Origin of the sequence: Pedobacter steynii, from assembly GCF_900103665.1 — a bacterium.
In the GTDB taxonomy this organism is placed as follows: domain Bacteria; phylum Bacteroidota; class Bacteroidia; order Sphingobacteriales; family Sphingobacteriaceae; genus Pedobacter; species Pedobacter steynii.
This window is the reverse complement of the sequence record NZ_FNGY01000002.1, coordinates 137,762-160,185: the sequence shown is the minus strand read 5'-3', so window position 1 is coordinate 160,185 and position 22,424 is coordinate 137,762. Positions and strand designations below refer to the sequence as shown.

18 protein-coding genes and 1 tRNA gene are annotated in these 22,424 nt (G+C 41.7%); 4 read left to right on the top strand and 15 right to left on the bottom strand.

The features are described 5' to 3' along the window. Window positions 1–88 precede the first annotated feature (88 nt). Window positions 89–165: transfer RNA gene (locus BLQ87_RS05040), tRNA-His, on the bottom strand. A gap of 177 nt (window positions 166–342) precedes the next feature. On the opposite strand from BLQ87_RS05040, the gene rnhA reads away from it, so the two are divergent. Further along, window positions 343–816, top strand: coding sequence for a ribonuclease HI (gene rnhA, locus BLQ87_RS05035; protein WP_074605070.1), 474 nt, complete (start codon window positions 343–345; stop codon window positions 814–816). Window positions 817–853: 37 nt separating this feature from the next. Here rnhA and fbp read toward each other — a convergent pair whose 3' ends face one another. The 4 genes from fbp to BLQ87_RS05015 all read right to left on the bottom strand — a co-directional run bounded on the left by fbp (window position 854) and on the right by BLQ87_RS05015 (window position 4,360). Then, window positions 854–1,909, bottom strand: a complete 1,056-nt coding sequence (fbp, locus tag BLQ87_RS05030; protein ID WP_074605069.1) for a class 1 fructose-bisphosphatase — start codon at window positions 1,907–1,909, stop codon at window positions 854–856. A 22-nt stretch (window positions 1,910–1,931) separates the two neighbouring features. After that, window positions 1,932–2,423: a metallophosphoesterase family protein gene (locus tag BLQ87_RS05025; protein ID WP_074605068.1), complete on the bottom strand. Its 492-nt coding sequence runs from the start codon at window positions 2,421–2,423 to the stop codon at window positions 1,932–1,934. Between the two features lie 45 nt (window positions 2,424–2,468). Then, entirely contained in the window at window positions 2,469–3,119 is a 651-nt protein-coding gene (locus tag BLQ87_RS05020; RefSeq protein ID WP_245723794.1) for a tRNA1(Val) (adenine(37)-N6)-methyltransferase, read from the bottom strand. A 422-nt stretch (window positions 3,120–3,541) separates the two neighbouring features. After that, window positions 3,542–4,360: an energy transducer TonB gene (locus BLQ87_RS05015; RefSeq protein WP_074605066.1), complete on the bottom strand. Its 819-nt coding sequence runs from the start codon at window positions 4,358–4,360 to the stop codon at window positions 3,542–3,544. A gap of 262 nt (window positions 4,361–4,622) precedes the next feature. Here BLQ87_RS05015 and BLQ87_RS05010 point away from each other — a divergent pair, with 262 nt between their 5' ends. After that, window positions 4,623–6,809 carry a glutamine synthetase III family protein gene (locus BLQ87_RS05010; protein ID WP_074605065.1) on the top strand — a complete coding sequence of 729 codons (2,187 nt, stop codon included), beginning with the start codon at window positions 4,623–4,625 and terminating at the stop codon, window positions 6,807–6,809. A gap of 116 nt (window positions 6,810–6,925) precedes the next feature. Continuing rightward, entirely contained in the window at window positions 6,926–8,107 is a 1,182-nt protein-coding gene (locus BLQ87_RS05005) for an AIR synthase related protein (RefSeq protein WP_074605064.1), read from the top strand. A 231-nt stretch (window positions 8,108–8,338) separates the two neighbouring features. Here the strand turns inward: BLQ87_RS05005 and BLQ87_RS33690 are convergent, their stop codons facing one another. The 4 genes from BLQ87_RS33690 to BLQ87_RS04990 all read right to left on the bottom strand — a co-directional run bounded on the left by BLQ87_RS33690 (window position 8,339) and on the right by BLQ87_RS04990 (window position 12,671). Beyond that, a complete protein-coding gene (locus BLQ87_RS33690) occupies window positions 8,339–8,506 on the bottom strand; it encodes a hypothetical protein (RefSeq protein ID WP_172664845.1) in 168 nt (55 codons plus the stop codon). Window positions 8,507–8,538: 32 nt separating this feature from the next. Further along, window positions 8,539–8,874, bottom strand: a complete 336-nt coding sequence (locus BLQ87_RS05000) for a hypothetical protein (protein WP_074605063.1) — start codon at window positions 8,872–8,874, stop codon at window positions 8,539–8,541. A 313-nt stretch (window positions 8,875–9,187) separates the two neighbouring features. After that, a complete protein-coding gene (locus tag BLQ87_RS04995; protein WP_074605062.1) occupies window positions 9,188–11,386 on the bottom strand; it encodes a S46 family peptidase in 2,199 nt (732 codons plus the stop codon). A 64-nt stretch (window positions 11,387–11,450) separates the two neighbouring features. Beyond that, the gene (locus tag BLQ87_RS04990) at window positions 11,451–12,671 is read right to left on the bottom strand and encodes an MFS transporter (protein WP_074605061.1); all 1,221 of its coding nucleotides are present in this window, start codon (window positions 12,669–12,671) and stop codon (window positions 11,451–11,453) included. Window positions 12,672–12,767: 96 nt separating this feature from the next. Here BLQ87_RS04990 and BLQ87_RS04985 point away from each other — a divergent pair, with 96 nt between their 5' ends. Further along, window positions 12,768–13,640, top strand: a complete 873-nt coding sequence (locus BLQ87_RS04985; protein WP_074605060.1) for a LysR substrate-binding domain-containing protein — start codon at window positions 12,768–12,770, stop codon at window positions 13,638–13,640. A gap of 158 nt (window positions 13,641–13,798) precedes the next feature. On the opposite strand, the gene BLQ87_RS04980 is transcribed toward BLQ87_RS04985, so the two are convergent. The 6 genes from BLQ87_RS04980 to BLQ87_RS04955 all read right to left on the bottom strand — a co-directional run bounded on the left by BLQ87_RS04980 (window position 13,799) and on the right by BLQ87_RS04955 (window position 22,416). Next, a complete protein-coding gene (locus BLQ87_RS04980; protein WP_074605059.1) occupies window positions 13,799–14,920 on the bottom strand; it encodes a metallophosphoesterase in 1,122 nt (373 codons plus the stop codon). 3 nt (window positions 14,921–14,923) lie between these two features. Next, window positions 14,924–16,396, bottom strand: coding sequence for a RagB/SusD family nutrient uptake outer membrane protein (locus tag BLQ87_RS04975; RefSeq protein WP_074605058.1), 1,473 nt, complete (start codon window positions 16,394–16,396; stop codon window positions 14,924–14,926). Between the two features lie 20 nt (window positions 16,397–16,416). Continuing rightward, window positions 16,417–19,653, bottom strand: a complete 3,237-nt coding sequence (locus tag BLQ87_RS04970; protein WP_172664846.1) for a SusC/RagA family TonB-linked outer membrane protein — start codon at window positions 19,651–19,653, stop codon at window positions 16,417–16,419. Between the two features lie 322 nt (window positions 19,654–19,975). Next, window positions 19,976–21,124 (bottom strand): FecR family protein, encoded by a 1,149-nt coding sequence (locus BLQ87_RS04965; RefSeq protein WP_074605056.1) that lies wholly within the window; start codon window positions 21,122–21,124, stop codon window positions 19,976–19,978. A gap of 79 nt (window positions 21,125–21,203) precedes the next feature. Then, window positions 21,204–21,782 (bottom strand): RNA polymerase sigma factor, encoded by a 579-nt coding sequence (locus BLQ87_RS04960; RefSeq protein WP_074605055.1) that lies wholly within the window; start codon window positions 21,780–21,782, stop codon window positions 21,204–21,206. Between the two features lie 121 nt (window positions 21,783–21,903). Beyond that, the gene (locus tag BLQ87_RS04955) at window positions 21,904–22,416 is read right to left on the bottom strand and encodes a ClbS/DfsB family four-helix bundle protein (protein WP_074605054.1); all 513 of its coding nucleotides are present in this window, start codon (window positions 22,414–22,416) and stop codon (window positions 21,904–21,906) included. Window positions 22,417–22,424: the final 8 nt, after the last annotated feature.

The following is a 22,424-nucleotide window of genomic DNA, read 5'->3' as shown; positions in this document are numbered from 1 at the left end:
TCTGATTGATCCGGCATCCGTGTAACCTCCACAGCAAAAAAAAGCCTCACAAACAAAAAAAGCAGTCTTTTCAGACTGCTTTCAAAACTGGGGTGGAATATGGGGCTCGAACCCACGACCCTCGGTACCACAAACCGATGCTCTAACCAACTGAGCTAAAACCACCATGTTTTTTTCAACGTCACAAAAGTACAATTAAAAACATTTTAATCAAATAATTTTAACATTTAGGTCACACTTTTCTTTTAATTCCCTCTATTTCAGCAATTTTATTTTTCATAAAAATATTAATTGATCTTCATAAATTGCATTTAGAGCTTAAAAACATAGATTTGTCCGTATATGATTGAAATTTTTACTGATGGAGCAGCAAGTGGAAATCCCGGACCAGGAGGTTACGGCGTTATTTTACGTTCGGGCAACCACTATAAGGAGTTGAGTGGCGGCTTCCGCATGACCACCAATAACAGAATGGAGCTCCTGGCGGTTATAGAAGGCTTAAATGCTTTAAAAACCCCGGGACAGGCCGTTACTGTAGTTTCAGATTCTAAATACGTGGTGGACTCTGTAGAGAAGAAATGGGTATTTGGATGGGTAAAGACTGGCTTTAAAGGAAAGAAGAACAAAGACCTCTGGATTCGTTTCCTGAATGTATATAAGTTACACAACGTAAAATTCGTATGGATCAAAGGTCACAACGCCCATCCGGAGAATGAGCGTTGTGATGTTTTGGCAGTGGCCGCCGGTAAGAACCGGGCTGCACTCGCTATTGACTTTGAATTTGAAAAAGAAAGAGATAAGCCGACCTTATTATAGGTTAGCTTATTTCTTTTATTATTCTGCCTGGTCTATATTATCCTGCCTGGTCTAATTTTGCAGAAACCACGGCATTTACATTCATTTCTGCTGAAAATTCGGTCATCATGCCTTCTGCCATAGTGACCATTTCTTTAGATCCGATGAAGATGGAACTGCGCTGATGTAATTCGGTAGGTTCTATATCCAGGATTCTGTTAAAACCATCCGAAGCAACACCACCAGCCTGCTCAACGATGAAAGCCATTGGATTACACTCATACAGCAACCTTAATTTTCCTTTTGGAGATTTGGCAGTAGTCGGATAGATATAAATTCCGCCTTTGATCAGATTTCTATGAATATCACCAACCATGGAGCCAATATACCTTGAAGTATAAGGTCTGTTGGTGGCCTCATCATGAACCTGTACATATTTTAAATATTTCTTTACGCCTTCCGGAAAGTGAACATAGTTCCCCTCGTTTAAGGAATAGATGTTACCACCATCAGGAATTCTCATATTTGGATGAGATAAGCAAAACTCCCCTATAGAAGGATCTAAAGTAAAGCCGTTCACACCTTTTCCGGTGGTATATACCAACATGGTTGAAGAGCCATAAATCACGTAACCTGCGGCCACCTGTTGTGTACCTTTCTGTAATACATCTGCCAGGGTTGCCTCTCCTTCCACAGATTTTCTGCGATAAATGGAGAAGATCGTTCCAACCGCTACATTACAATCGATATTTGAAGAGCCATCTAAGGGATCGATACAGACAATGTACTTCGCATTTTTTGACACCGGAGAGTCGATACGCACAAAATCATCCTCTTCTTCCGTCGCTACAATACAGCATTCCCCGCCACTGGTCAGTGCGCTGATGAATTGAATATTCGCAAATACATCCAGTTTTTTCTGTCCTTCGCCCTGAATATTAACCGTTCCGGCATCGCCTAGAATATCCACTAAACCGGCTTTATTCACCTCCCGGTTTACGATTTTGGATGCGATTCCTATGTCCCTCAGCAATCTGGAGAGCTCTCCTTTTGCATAGGAGAAGTCTGCTTGTTTTTCAATTATAAATTGGCCTAGTGTTTTAATGCCTGACATATTACTTAGTGTATTTTATACGTTATCTATTTCCTATTTCTATGGCCTCTAAGGTATGGATTTTTTCCTCCGAAATACAAAATCTAATTAATGTTTTCACCCGGTGCCATCCCGAATTTCCCGCTGCACCGGGATTTATATGCAAACAATTAATCTTTTTATCAAACATCACTTTTAGAATATGAGAGTGTCCCGTAATGAACAACATCGGAGGCTTAGTGTATATTTCACCCCTTATATTAGGCGCGTATTTCCCCGGATATCCACCGATATGGGTTATCCAGACATCGACCTTTTCACAGTTAAAACGCAGGTGTTCCGGGAATTCCGAACGGATTTCTTTTCCATCAATATTCCCATAAACCCCTTTAAGCGGTTTAAAGGCGGCTAAGCGGTCTGCAACATCGGGACCGAAGTCGCCCGCATGCCATATTTCATCACATTCATCAAAGTGTTTAAAGACCGCATCGTCAAGAAAACCGTGCGTATCGGAAATGAGTCCTATTTTTTTCAAAGTATAGCTTTTTTTGTTGGTTAGACAAAGCTATGGATATTGAGATCAGAAGGCAAGAAAGAAATCTTTTAACAGCAAACGGTAAGCATCGGTATAGACCCCTTCCGACTCATAGATGTAAAAGGTCTCCCTTTTGGTTATCCCTTTTAATGGCGACAGGCAAATGATCTGACGGATGACAGGCTTACTCTGGTCGGAACAAATGTCAATCTGCCTGAGGAGCGACAGGTTAAAAACGGTTGCACTTTGCACCAGCAGCTCTGCCTGCTTAACCGGTAAAATCACCCAGAAACACCCTTCATCATTCAGGGTCTCTGAAACCTTCCTCAATAGAGATTCAAAAAATTGCGCATCTGCATGCCTCGCAATCCCTTTCCTTACCTCAGGGTTTTTGAGATCGTTGACAAAATATGGAGGATTGGAAACAATGAGGTCATACTTTCGCGCGGTGACATAATCTTCTATGGCACTGAAATGCGCAGTAGTGCGCGCTGAAAAGCTGGACCGTGCAAAGTTTCCTACAGCAGCATTTGCAGCAGACTCATCAATTTCCACCGCATCTACGTTTGCTTCAGGAAAGCGCTGAGCCAACATAAGGGCAATCACCCCGGTCCCTGTACCGATATCGAGTACAAAACGCGGATTGGAATGCGTCACAACCGCAGCCAGCAACACACCGTCTGTATTGATCTTCATCGCGCAACCAGATTGGTCTACCTCAAATTTCTTAAACCTAAAAACACTCCCCATGATGATACCTGAACCTTTGAATACTATATATATAATATAGCCTATTGTTTATGGAACGCAGCAAAGGTAAAAAACAACCATCAGGATCTTAGTTCGGGGAGGAAATAAAATTCCTGATGGCTTTGATAAAAATGCATCCATGAGGTTTGGGGATCCCCCATCTCCGTCAGATCAGCATTCCTAATTGCCCGAAAAGGTGGTACACCACCTGAACCGGCAAACATCCATATCAATATGATTAGGGGTCACATCAAAAAGGGTTGTTTCTCTTTTCTTTCGCAATACCAGGATCACGATGTTTTCATTATTTTCCGCTATCCCTTTATTATTCGTCGGGATAGCGCTTATGTTTATATAAATTGTCTTAATTATTGCAGAATGGTAAAGGAAATTGGAATGATATACCTTACCCTTACCGCCTGTCCGTTCTGCATGCCTGCTTTCCATCGCGGAGATTTTTTGATGACCCTCAGCGCTTCTTCATCACATCCAGATCCAATGCCTTTGATCACCTTCACATCGGTTAACACCCCCTCTTTATCTATGACAAAACCAACCAATACACTCCCCTGAATAGTAGCATCCTCAGCCTGCGCAGGATATCTTAAATTTCTTTGCAGGAATTCAACCCATGCCTTCATCCCGCCCTTAAACTCAGGGAGCTGCTCTACTCCTTCAAACGTATATATATGCTGATCTTCAGCTAAGCCCTTCAACGCTCCATTAAATACATTCCTGCATTCCTCTGGAAAAACGGAAAGATCGTTTTCTAATCTGGGTGGAACGGTCGGCATTACAACAATACGCGGTCTATCCTTTAAGGCTGGCTCAATAACGATGGGGTCTTTTACAACAATTGGTCTGGAAGGAAGCTTAATCATTTCATCAACCGGTTTAACGCCAGGCTTCGATTTAAAAACCACTCGTTTCTCTGCTACCCTCACATCCTCCATAAGCGGAAAGCCACTACATCCAATTATAGGGATCAGCACCTCGGGCTGCACCCCTATACAAGCCACCCCGCCAAGACAAAGCAATACAAACAATGGGATCGCCATGAATAAAGCTTTCAACTGAATTGTCGAAGATTCTGATCTTAAAATATATGCCCCATAACTTTTGTTTCTGTTTTCAAACACAACATCAAGCCAGTCAGACTTGTACAGATCAAAAGAAGAATTCCGCATGACTTAAAAGGTTATTTCAGGCTTATGATGTAGAGATTATGCACATTCCATAACCTGAAGGCAGATAATTTCAAAATATCACAAAAACAGCAAAAACACCAAATAAGCTACAGAATAAGCCTATTTCTCAAAACAGTCCCCACAAAATATCCAAAAACATCAAATATTTCTTTGATTATTTCCTGACATTCGTATTTTTACAAACAATTCACAGAAAATACCAAACAAAAATTATATTTTTGATCAAATTTTAAACAAATAAATGAAAAGCTTAAGAACAATTGCATTAAAAGAGGCGCAATCAAGAATTTCACCGGAAGTAAAGTCTCCTTCGACTAAGATTTCTGAGTTTTTTGGCGTTAATGTTTTCGATAAGAAAAAAATGAAAGATTTCTTATCAAAAGAAGTGTTTGAGAAATTGATTTCGTCCATTGACCAGGGCGAGTTAATCAACCATGAGGATGCCAATCACATCGCTACCGCTATGAAAAGCTGGGCAATGGCTAAAGGTGCAACGCACTATACTCACTGGTTTCAGCCACTAACAGGATCTACTGCCGAAAAACATGATGCTTTCTTTGAGCCAAGTAAAGATGGTGCAATTGAAGTATTCGCAGGAAGTGCATTGGTTCAGCAAGAGCCGGATGCATCCAGCTTTCCTAACGGAGGAATCCGTAATACTTTCGAGGCCCGCGGATATACTGCATGGGATCCTTCTTCTCCAGCTTTCATTATGGAAAGCAAAGCCGGCAAAACGCTTTGTATTCCAACCGTATTTGTTGCCTATACAGGTGAAGCTTTAGATTACAAAGCACCCCTATTAAAAGCACTTTCTGCTTTAGATAAAGCAGCAGTTGATGTTTGTCAGTATTTCGACAAAAGCATCACTAAAGTAAATGCATCTTTAGGTATTGAGCAGGAATATTTCCTGGTTGACCTTGCCTTATATAATGCACGTCCGGATCTTGCCTTAACAGGTCGCGCCTTATTCGGACACATGTCTGCAAAAGGACAACAATTAGAAGATCACTATTTCGGATCAATTCCTGAGCGTGTATTCACTTATATGGTTGATTTTGAAAATGAAGCCCTGAAATTAGGTATTCCTTTGAAAACACGCCACAATGAGGTTGCTCCATCTCAGTTTGAGTGTGCTCCAATCTATGAAGAAATCAACCTTGCGATTGACCACAATCAATTGTTGATGGACTTAATGGAAAAAGTTGCCTTAAGACATAACTTCAAAGTTTTATTACATGAGAAACCATATGCAGGTATCAACGGATCAGGTAAACACAACAACTGGTCATTGATCACTGATACTGGTAAAAACTTATTATCACCAGGAAAAACGCCTAAAAACAACTTAATGTTTTTAACGTTCTTCGTAAATACCATCAAAGCAGTTCACGAACATGCGGATTTACTAAGAGCTAGTATTGCTTCAGTAAGTAACGATCACCGTCTGGGTGCTAACGAAGCTCCACCGGCAATCATTTCTATCTTCCTTGGTTCACAGCTTGCTGATGTATTAGATGAGATCGAATCTTCACGCAGCATCATTAAAAAAGTGAAAAGCGAAGATTCATTATGGTTAGGTATTCCTAAGATCCCACAGATCTCTTTCGATACGACCGACCGTAACCGTACGTCTCCGTTTGCATTTACAGGAAACAAATTTGAGCTTAGAGCTGTAGGTTCTTCTGAAAACTCTTCTGCTCCAATGACTGTTTTAAATGCAATCGTTGCTGATCAGCTGAATAAATTCAAAGTTGAAGTAGACAAACTGATCAAAAAAGGAGAGAAAAAAGATGTGGCTTTATTAACCATCATCAAAAAATACCTTAAAGAATCTAAAGACATCCGTTTTGAAGGAAATGGTTACAGTCAGGAGTGGGAAGAAGAAGCTGCAAGACGCGGTCTTTCAAACATCAAAACTACACCTAAAGCTTTAGATGCTTACCTGACAGAAAAAACGGCTGAACTATTCACCAGTACCAATGTATTCAGCACACGTGAATTACATGCCCGTCATGAGATTTTATTGGAAAGCTATTTCAAGAAACTTCAGATCGAAGCAAGGGTAATCGGTGAAGTAGCAAACAGCATGATCATTCCTGCAACAATTGCTTACCAAAACACTTTAATCGAAAATGCAAAAGGATTAAAAGAACTTGGTTTGGGTAAAGATGCATTGGAAACTCCACTGGCCATCATTAGCAAAGTTTCAGAGCATTTGGGCATCCTTAAAACCAATATCGATAAGATGCTGGAAGAACGTAAGAAAACCAATGCAATCGAAGATTCACGTGATAAAGCAATCGGTTATGATGAGAATGTTAAATCTTACTTTGACACCATCCGTTACCATACAGATAAGTTAGAACAAATTGTGGATGACAGCGTTTGGCCTCTGCCTAAGTTCAGAGAATTGTTGTTTTTAAAATAAACCAAACCTCCATAAACCATCTATTTTAGTTTTGTAACCCTTCAATTAATTTTGAAGGGTTATTTTTTTACGCTTAACGCTTTAACATTCGGGCGTTTCCCTATCTTTGCAGCAACATGAGTGATAACAGGTACAACCAACGTGGCGTTTCTGCGTCAAAAGAAGATGTGCACCAAGCCATCAAGAATATAGATAAAGGTATTTTTCCGCAAGCCTTCTGTAAAATCATCCCCGATATACTGGGAAATGATGAAGCATTTTGCAACATTATGCATGCAGACGGAGCAGGCACAAAATCATCTCTGGCCTATGTTTACTGGAAAGAAACAGGCGACCTTTCTGTATGGAAAGGAATTGCTCAGGATGCCATCATCATGAATATTGATGACCTCATCTGTGTAGGTGCAACAGATCAGATCCTTTTATCCTCTACCATTGGCCGTAACAAGAACCTGATTCCGGGAGAAGTGATTGCAGCGATCATCAATGGCACAGAAGAAATTCTGGCAGAATTAAGGGCAATGGGAATTTCCATTTACTCTACCGGTGGTGAGACTGCCGATGTTGGCGACCTTGTTCGTACCATCATCGTCGACTCTACAGTAACCTGCAGAATTGAAAGAGACAAAATCATCAGCAATGATAAGATCCAGGCGGGCGATGTGATTGTAGGACTTTCCTCTTACGGACAAGCCAGCTATGAAACCGAATACAATGGTGGAATGGGTTCCAATGGACTAACCTCTGCAAGACATGATGTTTTTGAGAAATCTATCGCGAATAACTATCCTGAAAGTTTTGATCCATCCGTTCCTTTTGACCTGGTATTCTCCGGAGGCAAAAAACTAACTGATCTGATTAAGATTGATGAAGAGACTGAGGTTACCGCAGGGAAACTAGTACTTTCCCCTACCCGTACCTATGCGCCTGTCATTAAAAAGGTATTGGAAGCACACAGAGATAAGATTCATGGTATTGTTCATTGCAGTGGTGGTGCGCAAACCAAGGTTCTTCACTTTGTGAACGATGATGTACATGTAATTAAAGACAACCTGTTTCCTATTCCTCCTTTGTTCCAGTTGATTCAGGAGCAATCGGGCACAGATTGGAAAGAAATGTATAAGGTATTTAATATGGGACATAGAATGGAATTGTATGTTCCTGAATCCATTGCACAGGAGATTATAGCGATATCGGAAAGCTTTAATATTGAAGCGCAGATTATTGGACGTGTGGAATCATCTGCACAGAAACAAGTAACGATAGAAAGCGAAAAAGGAACGTTTATATATAACTAAACAAAGTTTTATTGAGGAGACCGGCGTTATTTTAATGGCCGGTCTTTTTTTTGCTGTTTCTTATAGTTCTCTCTGCCTAAATTATAGTTCTCTCTCCCTAAAATTAAGTATTAAAAAAGAAGCATTACTCTTCAAAGGCTGAAAACCTTGCGCTGAAGGGCGCAAAGCTTTCTAGGCCTTTTCTGAGAACGCATTCTTTTTTATAGTAATATTGCTCATTCCCACCGGGAGTTATAAAGCAGGATGCAGGTATTTGTTTAGCAGGATATAATTCGTTTCTCCGGTAGGATTCAGTTCATTTTCCCGGCAAGACACAGCCATTCTTCCAGTAGGATACAGCTCATTTCTCCAGCAAACAGCATAAAATGCAATAAAAAAAGGATCAAGCTTTATGCTCAATCCTTTTTCTGTTTATAGCAAAAAAGCTTTATTTACTCCAGTTTCAATATGGCACCATTATCTACTTTTTTCAGTTCAGTTGCACTTAGAATTTCAAATTTATACGTGTTTTTTTCTTCTTCTACCACCAAAGAAGAACCGTCGATTTTATAAGTTCCCTGACGCATGATATCGCCACCAGTCAGAATTCCAGCCTTTCCATCCGGTCGAAGTGTTAGGATAAACTTATTGCCCATCATTGGATTATCAGGTGGCTTAACGTTAGTCTCCACAAAGGTCTTTTCAACATCAACCTTTAACAATTCCTGTTTACATGCACTCATTCCAACACAAAGCAGTATGAGCAGTGAGAAATAGATCTTTTTCATAAGTAGATAAATTAGTCTGTCTACCTAAGTTAAACAATTGCAGACAGCGCGCAAAACAAAGCAGGTTTAAGACAAAACAATCCAACCCCATAACCTGAAACAGGATTTTTTCTTCAAAACAACAAATGCCCCCTAAAAAGGAGGCATTTATTATTTATCATCAGTAATGATCCGGATAATTTGAAACCCTGCAAAACCCTTAATTTGGAGCAGGATTTCTCTTTTCCCAAAAAAATTGTTCCTCTTTGAAGGCCTTAGGAGATTTGCCCTTCAGCAAAGATCCGAGCCTTCAAAGAGGAACAATTTTTTACTTTTATTTTTTTGCAGCAGCTTTCTTAGGAGCTACGCCATCTCTTCTGATATCCAATTCGTCAATAATGTTTTTAGCACCACCCAATACATCAATACACCACAATACATAGCGTACATCTACACAGATCGTTCTTTTAAACTTCTTATCAAAAGCGATATCACCACTCATTGCTTCCCAGTTACCATCGAAAGCAAGACCGATCAATTCACCATTACCATTGATCACAGGGGAACCGGAGTTACCACCGGTGATGTCATTATTGGTAATAAATCCTACCGTTAAAGTACCATCGTTACCATATTGGCCGAAGTTCTTTTTGTTGTAGTTTTCGATCAGGTTTGCAGGAAGGTCAAACTCACTATCACCGGGAACATACTTTTGCATGATTCCTTCGATTGTGGTCGTCGTTTTATACGACATACCGTCTTTTGGAGCGTAGTCCTGTACATTTCCGTACGACAACCTCATGGTAGAGTTTGCATCAGGATACATGATTTTTCCGGCATTTTTCTCCAGGATTGCCTTTAGGTAAAGGTTATCCAGTTCTGCTTTTTTAGATTCAAAATCAGCCACTAAAGAACCGAAGTTTGCTTTTACATAATCTGCAGGAAGCAGGTTTACCGCATATTTATATCCTGGATCTGCTTTGATGGCATCAAGACTTGGGTTTGAAGCGATAAATTTCTTTAGCTTCTCCGGTTTGATGAAATTACTATTTTCCCACAGGTAATCTGCGTACTTCTCGAAAGTTGTTTCCGGGTTTCCGGTCCAGTATTTCTCTGCAATTTCTGCGAAGAATTTAGGTTGTGATTTTGTTGGGATATCATTATAGAAGGAAGCAAGGATCTTGGCGAAGATCTTTTTATCAGCAGCTTCCACATAAGTTTCTTCGTAACCAGCGATGGTGGTATTGATTCCTGCTTTCACTTTTTCAGCGAAGGCAGCATCCCCTTTTTTCTGATCCATGGCAGACCATGCGCGACCGATACCAATCGCACTTGGTACCCATCCTGAAGCCATAAAGCCTTCATTGATATAAGTACGTTGTACAGAGATCGGATCGATGTCTTTATAGATTTGAGCATATTGGTCCATCAGGCCGGCAAATTCAGTTTTCTGAGCTGCCCATTCCGTAAATGTTTTTTCTTCTTTTCTTTTAGCGTCCGCGACTTTAAGTCTTTTCAACTGTTCCGTCTGACCGATAAAATATTTCCAGTAGTTCGCGATGTTTGCGTACTGTGAAGACAATTTAAGGCGGGTATCTACGCTTTTATCCATTTCCTGTTTCCAGGCTTTCAGGCGGATATCACGTAGTTTAACGATCGTGGGACTTACTTTTTCAGTCGCCAGATCTACACCATAAGAAGTCAGGTATCTGTCTGTACGGCCAGGGTAGCCATAAACGATAGAGAAGTCGCCATTTTTCACTCCTTTGATTGAAACCGGAAGGAATTTTTTAGGTGCATAAGGAACGTTTTCAGTACTATATTTTACAGGTTTATTGTCTTTACCGGCATATACTCTGAAGACAGAGAAATCACCTGTCTGACGTGGCCATTCCCAGTTATCAGTATCGCCACCAAATTTACCAATATTCTGAGGAGGTGCTCCTACTAAGCGAACATCATCAAAGCGTTCGTAAACAAACAGGATAAACTGGTTTGATTTATAAAAGTCTTTTACGTTTGCTTCGATCGTTGGGCCCGTTACCGCAGCTTTAGAAATAGCAGTAAATGCTTCGGTCATTTTTGAAGCTTTCTCTGCACCTTTCAGTCCTTTGGTAGCTGCTTCAACTTTCGCCGTTACATCTTCCATTTTTAACAGGAAACGCACGAATAAGCCGTCAATAGGTTTTTCTTCACCATAGTTCTTTGCGTAGAAACCATTGTCAAGAATGTTATTTTGAGCGGTAGAGTTAGAGGCGATTGCATCATAACCACAGTGGTGATTGGTAAAGATCAGTCCTTTATCTGAAACGATCTCACCAGTACAGAAACCACCGAAATGAACGATGGCATCTTTAAGGCTGGAACCATTTGCATTGTACAGGTCTTTTGCTGTTAGCTTAAAGCCTTGTTTCTTCATTTGCTCATAGTTCTTTCCTATCAGCATCGGGAGCCACATCCCTTCATCTGCTTTAACTGTATTCGCAAAGGAAAACACCAATGCACACAGCAACAGATAAACTGTTTTTTTCATAATATAATAAATTAGTTAGTGATACTCCAAAGTTAAGGAATTGGGATCAGTAATAGGGCAGGATTTACAAGCTAACCGTCTTTCTTTGGGAATATTTGCTCCTGTAAATGATAAAGGCAATTGTTGCCATGATGCCGATCGTTCCTTCAATAAAGATTGCCGGCCTTGGACCAATCAGGTTTGCTGCCCAACCGATCAGCAGGCTGCCGATTGGGATAATGCCCTGATACGCCATCACATAATAGCTGATCGCCCTACCACGCATCTCCGGAATGGAATGTGTTTGTATATAAGTATTGATCGCGGAAGTCTGCGCCATCATCCCTACCCCTGCCAGTGTCATGAAGAACAAGGCGAATGGCAGCTGTGGGGCATAAGCCAGAAACAACAGGCTTCCACCAAGGATTGCGCCTGCGATGGCCACCATTTTGATCAGGCCACTATTATTTTTCAGGTTAGCCAGATAGATGGCACTCCCGATAGAACCCAGACCAGCCGCACTTTCAAACCAGCTGAAAGTCCTGGCATCACCATTAAAGATGTCTTTTGCGAACATTGGCATCAAGGTATTAAAAGGCATCACAAACAGGCTGCTCATGCCCAGCATAAGGATCATACTGCTAAGGTCTTTATCTCCGGATACATATTTAAAGCCCTCCTCCAGCTCTGCCCAGATACTTTTCTCAGATTTAGGCATCACCGTGATCTGGAGTTTCATCATAAACAAACAGATCAGCACCGGAATATAACTCAGGAAGTTCCCAATGAAACAGAAATCTGTACCGAAGGCACTCAGGATGATTCCCGCTACTGCCGGTCCGGCGATACGGGCGAAGTTCACCATCGTAGAATTCAGTGCGATGGCATTGGGAAGATCTTCCTTATCATCCACCATTTCCACCATCAGTGATTGGCGGCAGGTCATGTCAAAAGCATTGATGATCCCCTGGATCAGGCTCAGCAGGATGATCAACAATATATTATGATAGCCAAAAAAGATGATCCCTGCCAATGCCCCTGCCTGCATCATCGACGCCACCTGGGTAATCACCAGAATCCGGTAGCGGTTATGTCTGTCGACCAGGCTTCCTGCATATGGAGAAAGCAACAGGGATGGAATTAGACTAACGAAGCCCACTACTCCTAATAACAAGGCCGATCCTGTAAGTTGATACACCAGCCAGCTCACCGCCGTCTTCTGCATCCATGTTCCGATCAGGGAGATGGATTGCCCGTAAAAAAACAGTTTGAAGTTGCGCGATTTGAGGGATCTGAATAATGCCATAGGATTTATTGATGTGATGGCTCAAATTTCGGCATTAACTATATATTTGTAAAATTGATAGTTTTAATGATATTGATTAGTTTAAACGATTGATTTATGGAATTTAGGCAACTGAATTATTTTATTAAGGCAGCAGAGCTGCTCCATTTCACCGATGCTGCCGCGGCATGTTTTGTGACACAGTCGACCTTATCACAGCAGATCAAACAACTGGAAGAAGAACTGGGAATGCCACTCTTTGACCGGATCGGCAAGCATGTGCAGCTGAGCGAAGCAGGAAAATTGTTTTTAAACCATGCCAGGGAGATCTTGATAGAAATTAAAAAGTCAAAGCAGGCCATATTTGAATTAAACAACCTGCTGAACGGCGAGCTCAGGATTGGTGTTACTTATGCTTTCAGTTCCCTGCTCCTCCCCTTCCTCACTCCTTTTTCCAGGAAATATCCAGGCATCAAGCTCCATATAGAATCCGGTATAGCCGGCGAGCTGGAGGTCCGGTTAAAAAACGCAGACCTGGACTTCATCCTTGCTTTTCATGAACAATCCGACAATGAAGGATTAGATATGCAATTATTGTTTACCTCTAGAATTAAGATGGTCACCTCTAAGGATAACCCCATGGCAAAGCTTGGGAAGATTTCTTTAAAGGACCTGGGACAAACGGAGATGGTATTGGCCAACAAAGGATTCAGCTCCAGAGATATGCTCGATCAGATCTTCAAAAAGAACAACATTATACCCAACATTAAAATCGAGATGAACGACACCCATTCCTTACTTTCACTGGTCGACACCGGCAATTGGGTAACCATTATTAGCGAGAAAGCCATTAGTGGCTGGAAAAACCTCGTCGCCATTCCAATCATCGGAAAGGAGTTACATAAAGAAGCATTCATCATGTGGCAGAAGGGTGCATTTAGAAAAAAATCAGCAACTCTTTTTGTTGAAGAGCTGCTGAAGATTATGTAGGAGAACGTATTGATCCGGTTTTCCTTTCATTTGTTACATTAAAAATAACATTATTATTTCTGTAATACAATAATTAAATCAATAATTAACGCAAAAAGCTGCCCGCTGGAACGACAATTCCTGCGGACAGCTTTTATTTTATCATTAAGCCCTGGGCTTTATTCTTTCGGTAAGGGTAACTTATTTCCAGTGGTGTTGACCTTATACCAGGCTTTATTTTCAAATAATGCACCTTCGTGTTTACCATTGTGCTGGTCAACATCTATTCCCAAAACTTTCCCTTTGTAATAAAAACCTACGTTGGATTCCGTAATCGTATGGCCAACGATAATCGTTTTCACCTGGTACAGTGCCAGTGTTTCCTCTACTTCAGCTTCAGTTGCTTTTGGCTCTACAAAATACCCCCGGTACCAGAATAACGAAGAACGCGTACCATCAAAGAATTTTTTAATCACAGGATCTGTAAACAGCTCTTTGTTTTTTGCCTTGTCATAAAATGGACGGCATTTGGTATTGATTTCCTGAAGCCCCATACCCAGCGTATTGATCACCGGTGCAACCCCTGCATGCATACAAAGGTTTTCGCCAATCTTCTCAATCAGGTTTTTACTCCTCAGCCAACGCCCAAGTTCTGTATCCGGGCCGTACAACTCTTTATAATCCAGGCCCATCAGTTTGGCATTTTCAAAGTATTTCGGTTTCACATAACGCAGATCTCCGCTTAGGTTCATGATGTCATGATTTCCAAGAATCGTATGCAGGTATCCTCCTTTTGCTTTCGCATCTTGTTCCAGCTTATAAAGCAGCCAAATCGTGGCGGATACTTCCTGACCACGGTCAAATAAATCACCGCAGATCACCAGATGTCCTTTACCAAAAATCCAGTTGTACTGCTCATCCATCACCTTATTGGCCAGCAACAGCTTTCTGAACGCTTCAAACTCTCCTTCAATATCTGAAAGTGCCAGTAACTTATCCGGTTGTTTAAATTCTGAAGGTTCATTTTTAAGATTACGCTGCATTTTTACGGAGAAATTCCATTCCGGATGATCCGAAAACTGCACTTCTAAAGGAACAGCAGATTTCTCTTTAAGGGTAAAGGTCGAGACCTTTACCCTCCTGATGCTATCTTCCGATACAATATTCCTGACTACGATCTGATCCTTCTGATACACCACATAAGGCCCGTCATTTTCATTTTTTTTCTTTTCCTCCTTAGGGTCAGCCTGAAATACCAGGCCATTAATCAGGAGGGGCAATACCACCGTCAGTAAATTCATATCTTATTTGTTATTTAGATAACCTTCATTTTGTTCCATATTCGGGTTTGCGTTCATTTCCGACAAAGGGATCGGCAAAACAGTCCTTAATGAATTATTAGAAACCGGAATCGTCAGTCCACCTGTACGGTATTTGGTAAAAGCTAATTTATGACGGGTAAGGTCGAATAAACGGTGTCCTTCAAAGGCAAACTCCTTACGGTTTTCAATAAGGATCAGGTCTTGTAAAGCCTGTCCGGTTGCTGTAGTTGTTGCTGCCGTTGCATCTGCACGTTTTGCCACCACATCTAAATCCTGTGCTGCAACGGCGTCTTTTCCACCTTGTTTAGCTCTTGCTTCCGCACGGATCAGATAGACTTCCGACAAGCGGATTACTTTTACACCCTCTTCGTAAGTAGAGATATTATTATACTTCGTAATCACGAAAGCAGGATCTTCACCCCCACTGCCACTTCTTTTACTTTTCGCCATAAAGCCTCTGCGCACATCGGTACTCTTGTATAAGTTGTACAGTTCGTCTGTAGCCAGGCCATCGCCATAACTTGCGCCCTGTAAAAGAAAGCTCGACAACGCATTCTGTGCCAGGTTATTTGTAGCCGTATACTGTACTTCAAAAATAGCCTCAGCATTGTTTTGCGTTCTGAAATTGGTAGCGCCGGTTACATAATTGGCATTGCTCAACATCGTATACTTATTGGCCGCAATCACATCTGTTGCCATCGTTTCTGCGTTTACCCAGTCGCCCATATATAAATATACCCTTGCAAGAAGCGCTTTTGCTGCATAATGTGTAATATGTCCTCTGTTTGACGCTGAAAAACCTACCGGGGCAGTTGCCGGAAGTATGCTGATTGCTTTCTGCAAATCCGCTACAATCTGGGTATACCCTTCTTTCACCGTATTCCGCTTAGGAGAGATTACATCTTCTTTACTCGTTCCACTTTTGATCACCACCGGTACGCCAAGGTGACTTGCATCAGCTGTCGCATTATAGGGTGCTGCGAATAAACGCAGCAAATCAAAATGTGCCAATGCCCTTAACGTATATGCTTCACCGATCAGGTGCTTCATTTCCGCCGCCTGAGTCTCAGGAACCACCAGTTGTTCTCCTTTAGCAATAATGATATTGCTGTTTACCACCGTCTGGTATCCCCGTTCCCAGGCACCCGAAGCACTGCCATCATTTGTCGTGGTGATGTATTGATCGTAGGTGATATACCTTTTAGAATTCTTTCTGCTGATGTACATATTATCCGCAATCAGATCTGGCAGCACGGTAAACGTACGTCCATAATAATCCACGCTTTGCAAGAGTCCATAAGTACCCATTACCGCAGCTTTTGTGGTTGGTAAATCAACTACCACCAAATCAACTGCTGTTTGTTGTTGCGGATCAATTTCAAGAAATTCCTTTTTACAAGAACCAAAGGATAAAGCCACCATCAGTAGTGGTAATATTTTATATGAATGTTTCATCGTTTTCTGCTTAACTGTTTTTAAAATTTAAGATCAAGACCCAGAAGTGCCGTTTTATAAACCGGTACATTTTTATCGGCAAGACCATCTATTCCTACCTCAGGATCGAAGCTGATGCGTTTATCCTTGATGTAAGTATACAGGTTGTTCGCTCTGAAATAAATCCTGGCACTTGAAAGTTTCGCATGTTTAATCCAGCTCATTGGCAATTGATAACCAAGAGATACATCGCGAAGACGGATATAATCACCATTATAAAGGAAACGCGAAGAAGTTTGTCCGGAACTGCCTGACTGCGTTCCATTGAACACCATTTTAGGCTGATCGGTTATATCGCCAATATTACGCCACCTGTTTTCATAAGCATAGCGCGTCATCTTTGTGGTAGGTGCAAAACCGCCTGAACCATCAGAAGCACTCGTTGCTCCATAATTGTCGTACACCTTATTTCCGAAATTAAAGTTCAGCTGGAAACTTAAAGAGAAACCTTTATAAGTAAACGTATTTGTTAAACCACCAAAGAAATCCGGCAATGCACTTCCCTGATTGAAGGGAGCAGCAGAACCATAGTCATTCGTTGTTTTTGTTTTCGTACCATCAGTATACCATAAAGCATCTCCGTTAGCAGGATCAACACCAGCATAGCCCACCATATACAACTGGTAGAAATCACCACCTTCAAAGCGGTTGTATACGCCTGAAACAATAGGACTTTCCAACTTAGTCACCTTGTTGTTCATGGTAGAGATATTGAAACCGGTGGTCCATCCGAAACCATTATTTTCAGGCTTAAAGTTGATGCTGTTCAGTTCCAGTTCCAGTCCTGTATTCTTCATGGCACCAATATTATCCATATAACCTGTCAATCCGTTTGTGGCCGATATTGGTCTCCTCAATAACAACTCTGAAGTTGCCCGTGTATAATACTCGAAAGTACCAGTCAGCCTGTTGTTCAGTACACCGAAATCCATGGCAACATTAAAAGGCTTATTTTTCTCCCAGGTCAGCAGGTTATTTCCATAATTAGAGAAAACCAGACCAGGTGCATTGTCATAGCTTGAACTGCTATATAAAGCGCGGGAAACAAAATTATCAACATCCTGGTTTCCATTCACCCCATAACTCGTTCTCAAACGCAAATCAGAAATCACCTCTTGTCCTGCCATAAAGTTTTCCCTGCTCAGGTTCCATGAGGCACCTACAGACCAGAAATTACCCCATCTCTTTGCAGAGCCAAAGCGGGAAGAACCATCACGACGTGCAGAAGCGCTCAAATAATATTTTGACTGATAATCTACCGAAGCATTTAAGAACACCGAATTCAGCGTATTGTCTGTACCGAAGGATCCTCCATCAGACAAAATCGAGGCATTGTCCAATGTATAAGTGTTTGGCAGGAAATTCTTTTTAGTTACACTATTACCTACGTTCACTACTTTTTGTGCCTCATAACCCAGGTAAGTTTTAACGCCGAATTCGCCAAAAGTCTCACTGAAACGAAGAATCGTGGTATTTACCCAATTCGTTGCACGGGCCGTTGAAGAAGTTGCTCTTCCTCCGTCCGTACGCGAAGTACCCACACCAGATTTATTATATTCCAGACGTTCATCATAACCGAAGCTGATGTTCGATTGGTTTTCGATAGACAAAGAAGGGATAATCTGATATTTTGCCAGGAAATTACCCAGCATACCATAAGCATCTCTCTTATCAAAACTCTCCAGCACCTGCGCCATCGGATTGTAGCGGTTAAAATAACTGAAATCATAAGTACCATCATCATTATACGCCCTTAACCAAGGCTGATAAATGGTATACATACGAACAGGGTTTCCAAATGTTCCCCCATCGGCCTGACCTTCGGTATGGCGATAGTTGATTTGAATCCCACCATTAAATGAAAGGTTTTCTGTGGCCTGATTGCTCAGTCTTAAGTTACCGGTACTTCTGGTAAATTCGCTACCCAATAAAGCAGCTTTAGCAATATAATGACTTCCGGAAACATAAAACTTAGTTTTCTCCGTACCACCACTTGCAGAAAGGTCCAGCTGAGTATGGTTTCCTGTTCTCGTCAACAGATCAAACCAATCTGTATTTATGGTCGGATCTATCGCATTATCTTTCAATTCCTTCTCATAAAGTGCAAGGTCATTGTCTTTTGGTTTATTTGTCCAACCCTCTTTTAGCAGCTCCAGCATTTCATTAGTATTCAAAGGTTTATGACCTTTGATATTCGTCACATTATTTGCACCTGTCTGTGCAGAGGCTGTAATCACAGTTTTACCAGATGCACCCGCTTTAGTCGTAATTAAGATCACTCCATTTGCCGCTCTTGATCCATAGATGGAAGCTGCAGAAGCATCTTTTAAAACCGTTACCGTTTCCACATCGAAATTGTTCAGGCTATTGATCTGTCCTGATTCCAAAGGAATTCCATCCACTACATATAGCGGACCACTTCCGGCAGTTACCGAACCAATACCACGAATCCTCACATTAGGAACAGCTCCCGGCTGACCAGAACCGTTTGAAGAAACCAAACCCGCTACATTTCCCTGCAAAGTTTCCTGAATACTCGCCCTTGGGCTTCCATTCAAAACATCAGATTTCAGTGTTTTTGCAGATCCTGTAAAGGACGCTTTAGTCTGCGTACCATAAGCAACGACCATTACCTCAGCAAGATCCTGGTTAGAAGGAACTAAAGTGATGTTCTTTAGTACATCTCCTTTTGAAACCTCAATAACAGCGATCTGTTTTTCATAACCGATAAATGTAGCCGTCAGCTGATATTTACCTGCTTTTGAAAGGTTAAAAGCATATTCTCCAGCTGAATTTGTCTGGGTGCTTTGTTTAAAACCTTCCGCATGCAACTGGATGCTCACACCTGGAAGAGGCAAGCCCGTCTCATCGATCACCTTTCCTTTTAACACCATCGTCTGGATGTTTCCTTCAGATTTTGTCGGCTCCAGCTCTTTTCTTCTGAGCAATACATTATTGCCAACGATCTTAAAAGTTAGCGGGAGTACCTTTGAACATTCGTTTAAAACAGATTCCAGTGAGGCATTTCTCACTTCGATAGAAATCCTGGTCTGGCGGATATCATTATTGTCGTAAAAAAAGACATATCCGGTTTGTTTCTTAATGGATTCCAAAATCCTTTCCAAAGGCGCATTTTTTTCCTTCAGGCTGATCTGGCTGTATCCTTTTGCACTGGCCTGCATCAGGGCCAGGAACAATAAGATGGAAGTCAACTTCATAATAAGTAGCAATTTAGGAGGCAGCCATGCCTTGGACATAGCTGTAGTAATAGCATTAAAATTCATACTTTTGTAATGTTTGGGTTAATACAGTAAATAGTTCGCAAGATTGTTTTGTCCCGGATTTTACCGGGAAGGGTTAACTCAGATATTCCGCAGTTGTGCTCGAACACTTCTGCGGTTTTTTTATCGGCTGATGGTTCCATCAGGAAACACCACGCCTTGTTGAATTACCCTGACCTGGGATCAGTCTTTTCGTAGTTTTCTTTCCATTTCTTTTTTTGTTTGCTTGGTGAGTATGGTTTGGTATTTATAAGTTGGTCTATTTTGTGACGGTGATGGTCTTTCCATCTACTCTGAAATGCACTTTAAAGAAGCTGAGGATGTCCAGTACTTCCGATAAATTGATGTTGCGGTGGATCTCCCCTGAGAATTGTCTTACCGGCAATGTACCTTCATAATTCACCTGTACATCATACCATCTGGCAACAGACCGCATTACTGTTTGCAGGTCTGCATCTCTGAATCTGAACATGCCATTTTTCCAGGCGATGACTTCGTCTTCATTCACTTCCGCTACATTGAGGCGGTCTCCGCGCAATACCGATTGCTGTCCCGGTTTCAGGATCAATTCTTTTACAGCTGCTGAGGGGCTCATCACTTTAACTGCACCTTCCAGTAAAGTTGTTTTTATAGCTGGCTCATCCGTATAGGAATTGACGTTAAAATGCGTACCCAACACTTCTACCGTCTGCGTCGTTGTTAACACTTTAAAAGGCATTTCAGTGCGTACTTTAGCCACTTCAAAATACGCTTCTCCCGTTAAGCTGACCTGACGTACCCCGGCAGTAAATGCCGTAGGATAGCGAAGAGAGGAAGCCGCATTAAGCCATACTTTTGTTCCATCCGGCAGGTTAACCTGATACTGTCCCCCTTTAGGGGTCGCGATCATGTTCATTGCAGGTCCTTTAGCGGCAACTGCCGAAGAAGAAGCGGTATACACCAGCTGACCGTCTTTAGTTTTGGTAATCGTGATGCCAGGCTGTTCTGCAAGTTTGCCATTTCCAGCTCCATCAAGCGTAATTTGTTTGCCATCGGCAAGGGTGAGTACCGCTTTATTGCCCCCTGGAAGAATCACCGGTTGTGCTGCCGGATTTACTTTTGACAATTGTTCTTTTGACGGATTTAAACGGGAAGGATTGAAGAAATACAAAGCCAGAGACCCCATCAATACAACTGCGGCGACGGCCCCAATTGCAGGCCAAAGGCTACGTTTTCTCATAGGCAGGACCTCTGTCTCATGAATCGGCATGCTATTCCAGATGCGGTCAGTTGCATCGCTGAGCTGAGTATCGGAAAGCAAATTGCCCTCCTCCTGTTCAAACTTCAGATACCACGTTTCTACAATTGCTTTTTCTGCAGCTGTACAATTTCCCGTCCTGTATTTCTCTAGTAATTCTTTTGCCTCCATGAGCTTTATCCGCTAATTAGGATATAGACGGCTAGCCCGGGCTTAGGGCGTAAAAGAAAATGAAAATATTTTCAATAATTTAATGATGGCCGAGATAAATCAGAAAGCTGATCAGGCCAAACTTGCTTCTAAGGATCTTCAACGCATTGTTAACATGCTTTTTAACGGTCATTTCGGACAGTTCCAGCTTGCTGGCAATTTCTCTGTGGGAGAGGTTCGCTTTTCTGCTCAATTCAAAAACCTCTTTCATCTTGGGTGGTAAGGCGCTGATTTCTTTTTCAATCAGGGCAGTCAATTCATTTTCTCTCACCAGGTGATCCGTAACTGCTTCGCTATGGTCGATAAAATGCTGAAGGGATACGATGTACGCCGATTCAACTTTTTTATGAGAGATGACATCAATGATCCTGTTTCGGACCGCCTGATAAAGGTATCCGGAAAGGTGTGTCTTTAAAAAAAGTTCTTCTCTTTTGGTCCAGAGGGAGGCGAAAAGCTCATGAACCACATCGTCTGCTTCCTGTTGATTTCTCAACCTGTTATAGGCGTGGATATACAATAAGCCTTTATATCGATTGTAAATTTCGGTAAAAGCAGTTTTGTCACCATCCTTCAGAAATGCAACTAAATCATGATCGGTTAAAGTCGTGTACAAGGTCATACTTCGGAATCAGCCCCCATTTTTTGAAGATTCCGCTCAATATTAATTAAATTTTCTGTAAAAGCTTTAAAAGACCATTGTAATCAAATTGTTAACAACAATCCAAAACACTGATCCTTAATCACATCAGCTTCATTTCCTTTTTCCATTTGCGGATGCGTCCTCTGGCATTAACATAGGGGGAGGAGGTGTTAAACTGGATCATCCTCCCCATCGTCCATTTGTCATACCAGGCCAGACCATAGAGTGCCTCATTGCTTTTCCTCTCCACTACAGACAGAATCCGCTGTACCGCATTTTCCAGTTTGCCGCTAATCGTTTCCAGACTATCCCCCTCATAATCCTTATAGAATTTCTGCGCCAGTTTACCCAGCTCATTCCATTTATATCCACTTTCCGGAAAATCTACCGGCAAACCAAGCTCCTTTCGTTCCTGCCATTTCAAGACCAGCTCTGCCCATCCGCAAAGGTACGACAGCAAGTTGACCACCGTCATTTTGGTACCTTTCGCATGCCCCTCCAGTTCGGGCACTTGTGCCTGATCTTCTGAGATGCTAACCAGATCTCCTTTTAACTTCTGATAGTTTGTCCGGATCGCGCTTAAAAGTTCTTCTTTATTTTGGGGAACTGCCATGGTCTGCT

Bases quoted from the DNA above. Each gene is read 5' to 3' on its own strand.
- BLQ87_RS04985 (WP_074605060.1), top strand. From the start codon at position 12,768: ATGGAATTTAGGCAACTGAATTATTTTATTAAGGCAGCAGAGCTGCTC.
- BLQ87_RS05005 (WP_074605064.1), top strand. From the start codon at position 6,926: ATGAGTGATAACAGGTACAACCAACGTGGCGTTTCTGCGTCAAAAGAA.
- BLQ87_RS05000 (WP_074605063.1), bottom strand. From the start codon at position 8,874: ATGAAAAAGATCTATTTCTCACTGCTCATACTGCTTTGTGTTGGAATG.
- BLQ87_RS04980 (WP_074605059.1), bottom strand. From the start codon at position 14,920: ATGAATTTACTGACGGTGGTATTGCCCCTCCTGATTAATGGCCTGGTA.
- BLQ87_RS05020 (WP_245723794.1), bottom strand. From the start codon at position 3,119: ATGAAGATCAATACAGACGGTGTGTTGCTGGCTGCGGTTGTGACGCAT.
- BLQ87_RS04955 (WP_074605054.1), bottom strand. From the start codon at position 22,416: ATGGCAGTTCCCCAAAATAAAGAAGAACTTTTAAGCGCGATCCGGACA.
- BLQ87_RS04975 (WP_074605058.1), bottom strand. From the start codon at position 16,396: ATGAAACATTCATATAAAATATTACCACTACTGATGGTGGCTTTATCC.
- BLQ87_RS04960 (WP_074605055.1), bottom strand. From the start codon at position 21,782: ATGACCTTGTACACGACTTTAACCGATCATGATTTAGTTGCATTTCTG.
- rnhA (WP_074605070.1), top strand. From the start codon at position 343: ATGATTGAAATTTTTACTGATGGAGCAGCAAGTGGAAATCCCGGACCA.
- BLQ87_RS04965 (WP_074605056.1), bottom strand. From the start codon at position 21,124: ATGGAGGCAAAAGAATTACTAGAGAAATACAGGACGGGAAATTGTACA.
- fbp (WP_074605069.1), bottom strand. From the start codon at position 1,909: ATGTCAGGCATTAAAACACTAGGCCAATTTATAATTGAAAAACAAGCA.
- BLQ87_RS04970 (WP_172664846.1), bottom strand. From the start codon at position 19,653: ATGAAGTTGACTTCCATCTTATTGTTCCTGGCCCTGATGCAGGCCAGT.
- BLQ87_RS05010 (WP_074605065.1), top strand. From the start codon at position 4,623: ATGAAAAGCTTAAGAACAATTGCATTAAAAGAGGCGCAATCAAGAATT.
- BLQ87_RS04990 (WP_074605061.1), bottom strand. From the start codon at position 12,671: ATGGCATTATTCAGATCCCTCAAATCGCGCAACTTCAAACTGTTTTTT.
- BLQ87_RS05015 (WP_074605066.1), bottom strand. From the start codon at position 4,360: ATGCGGAATTCTTCTTTTGATCTGTACAAGTCTGACTGGCTTGATGTT.
- BLQ87_RS04995 (WP_074605062.1), bottom strand. From the start codon at position 11,386: ATGAAAAAAACAGTTTATCTGTTGCTGTGTGCATTGGTGTTTTCCTTT.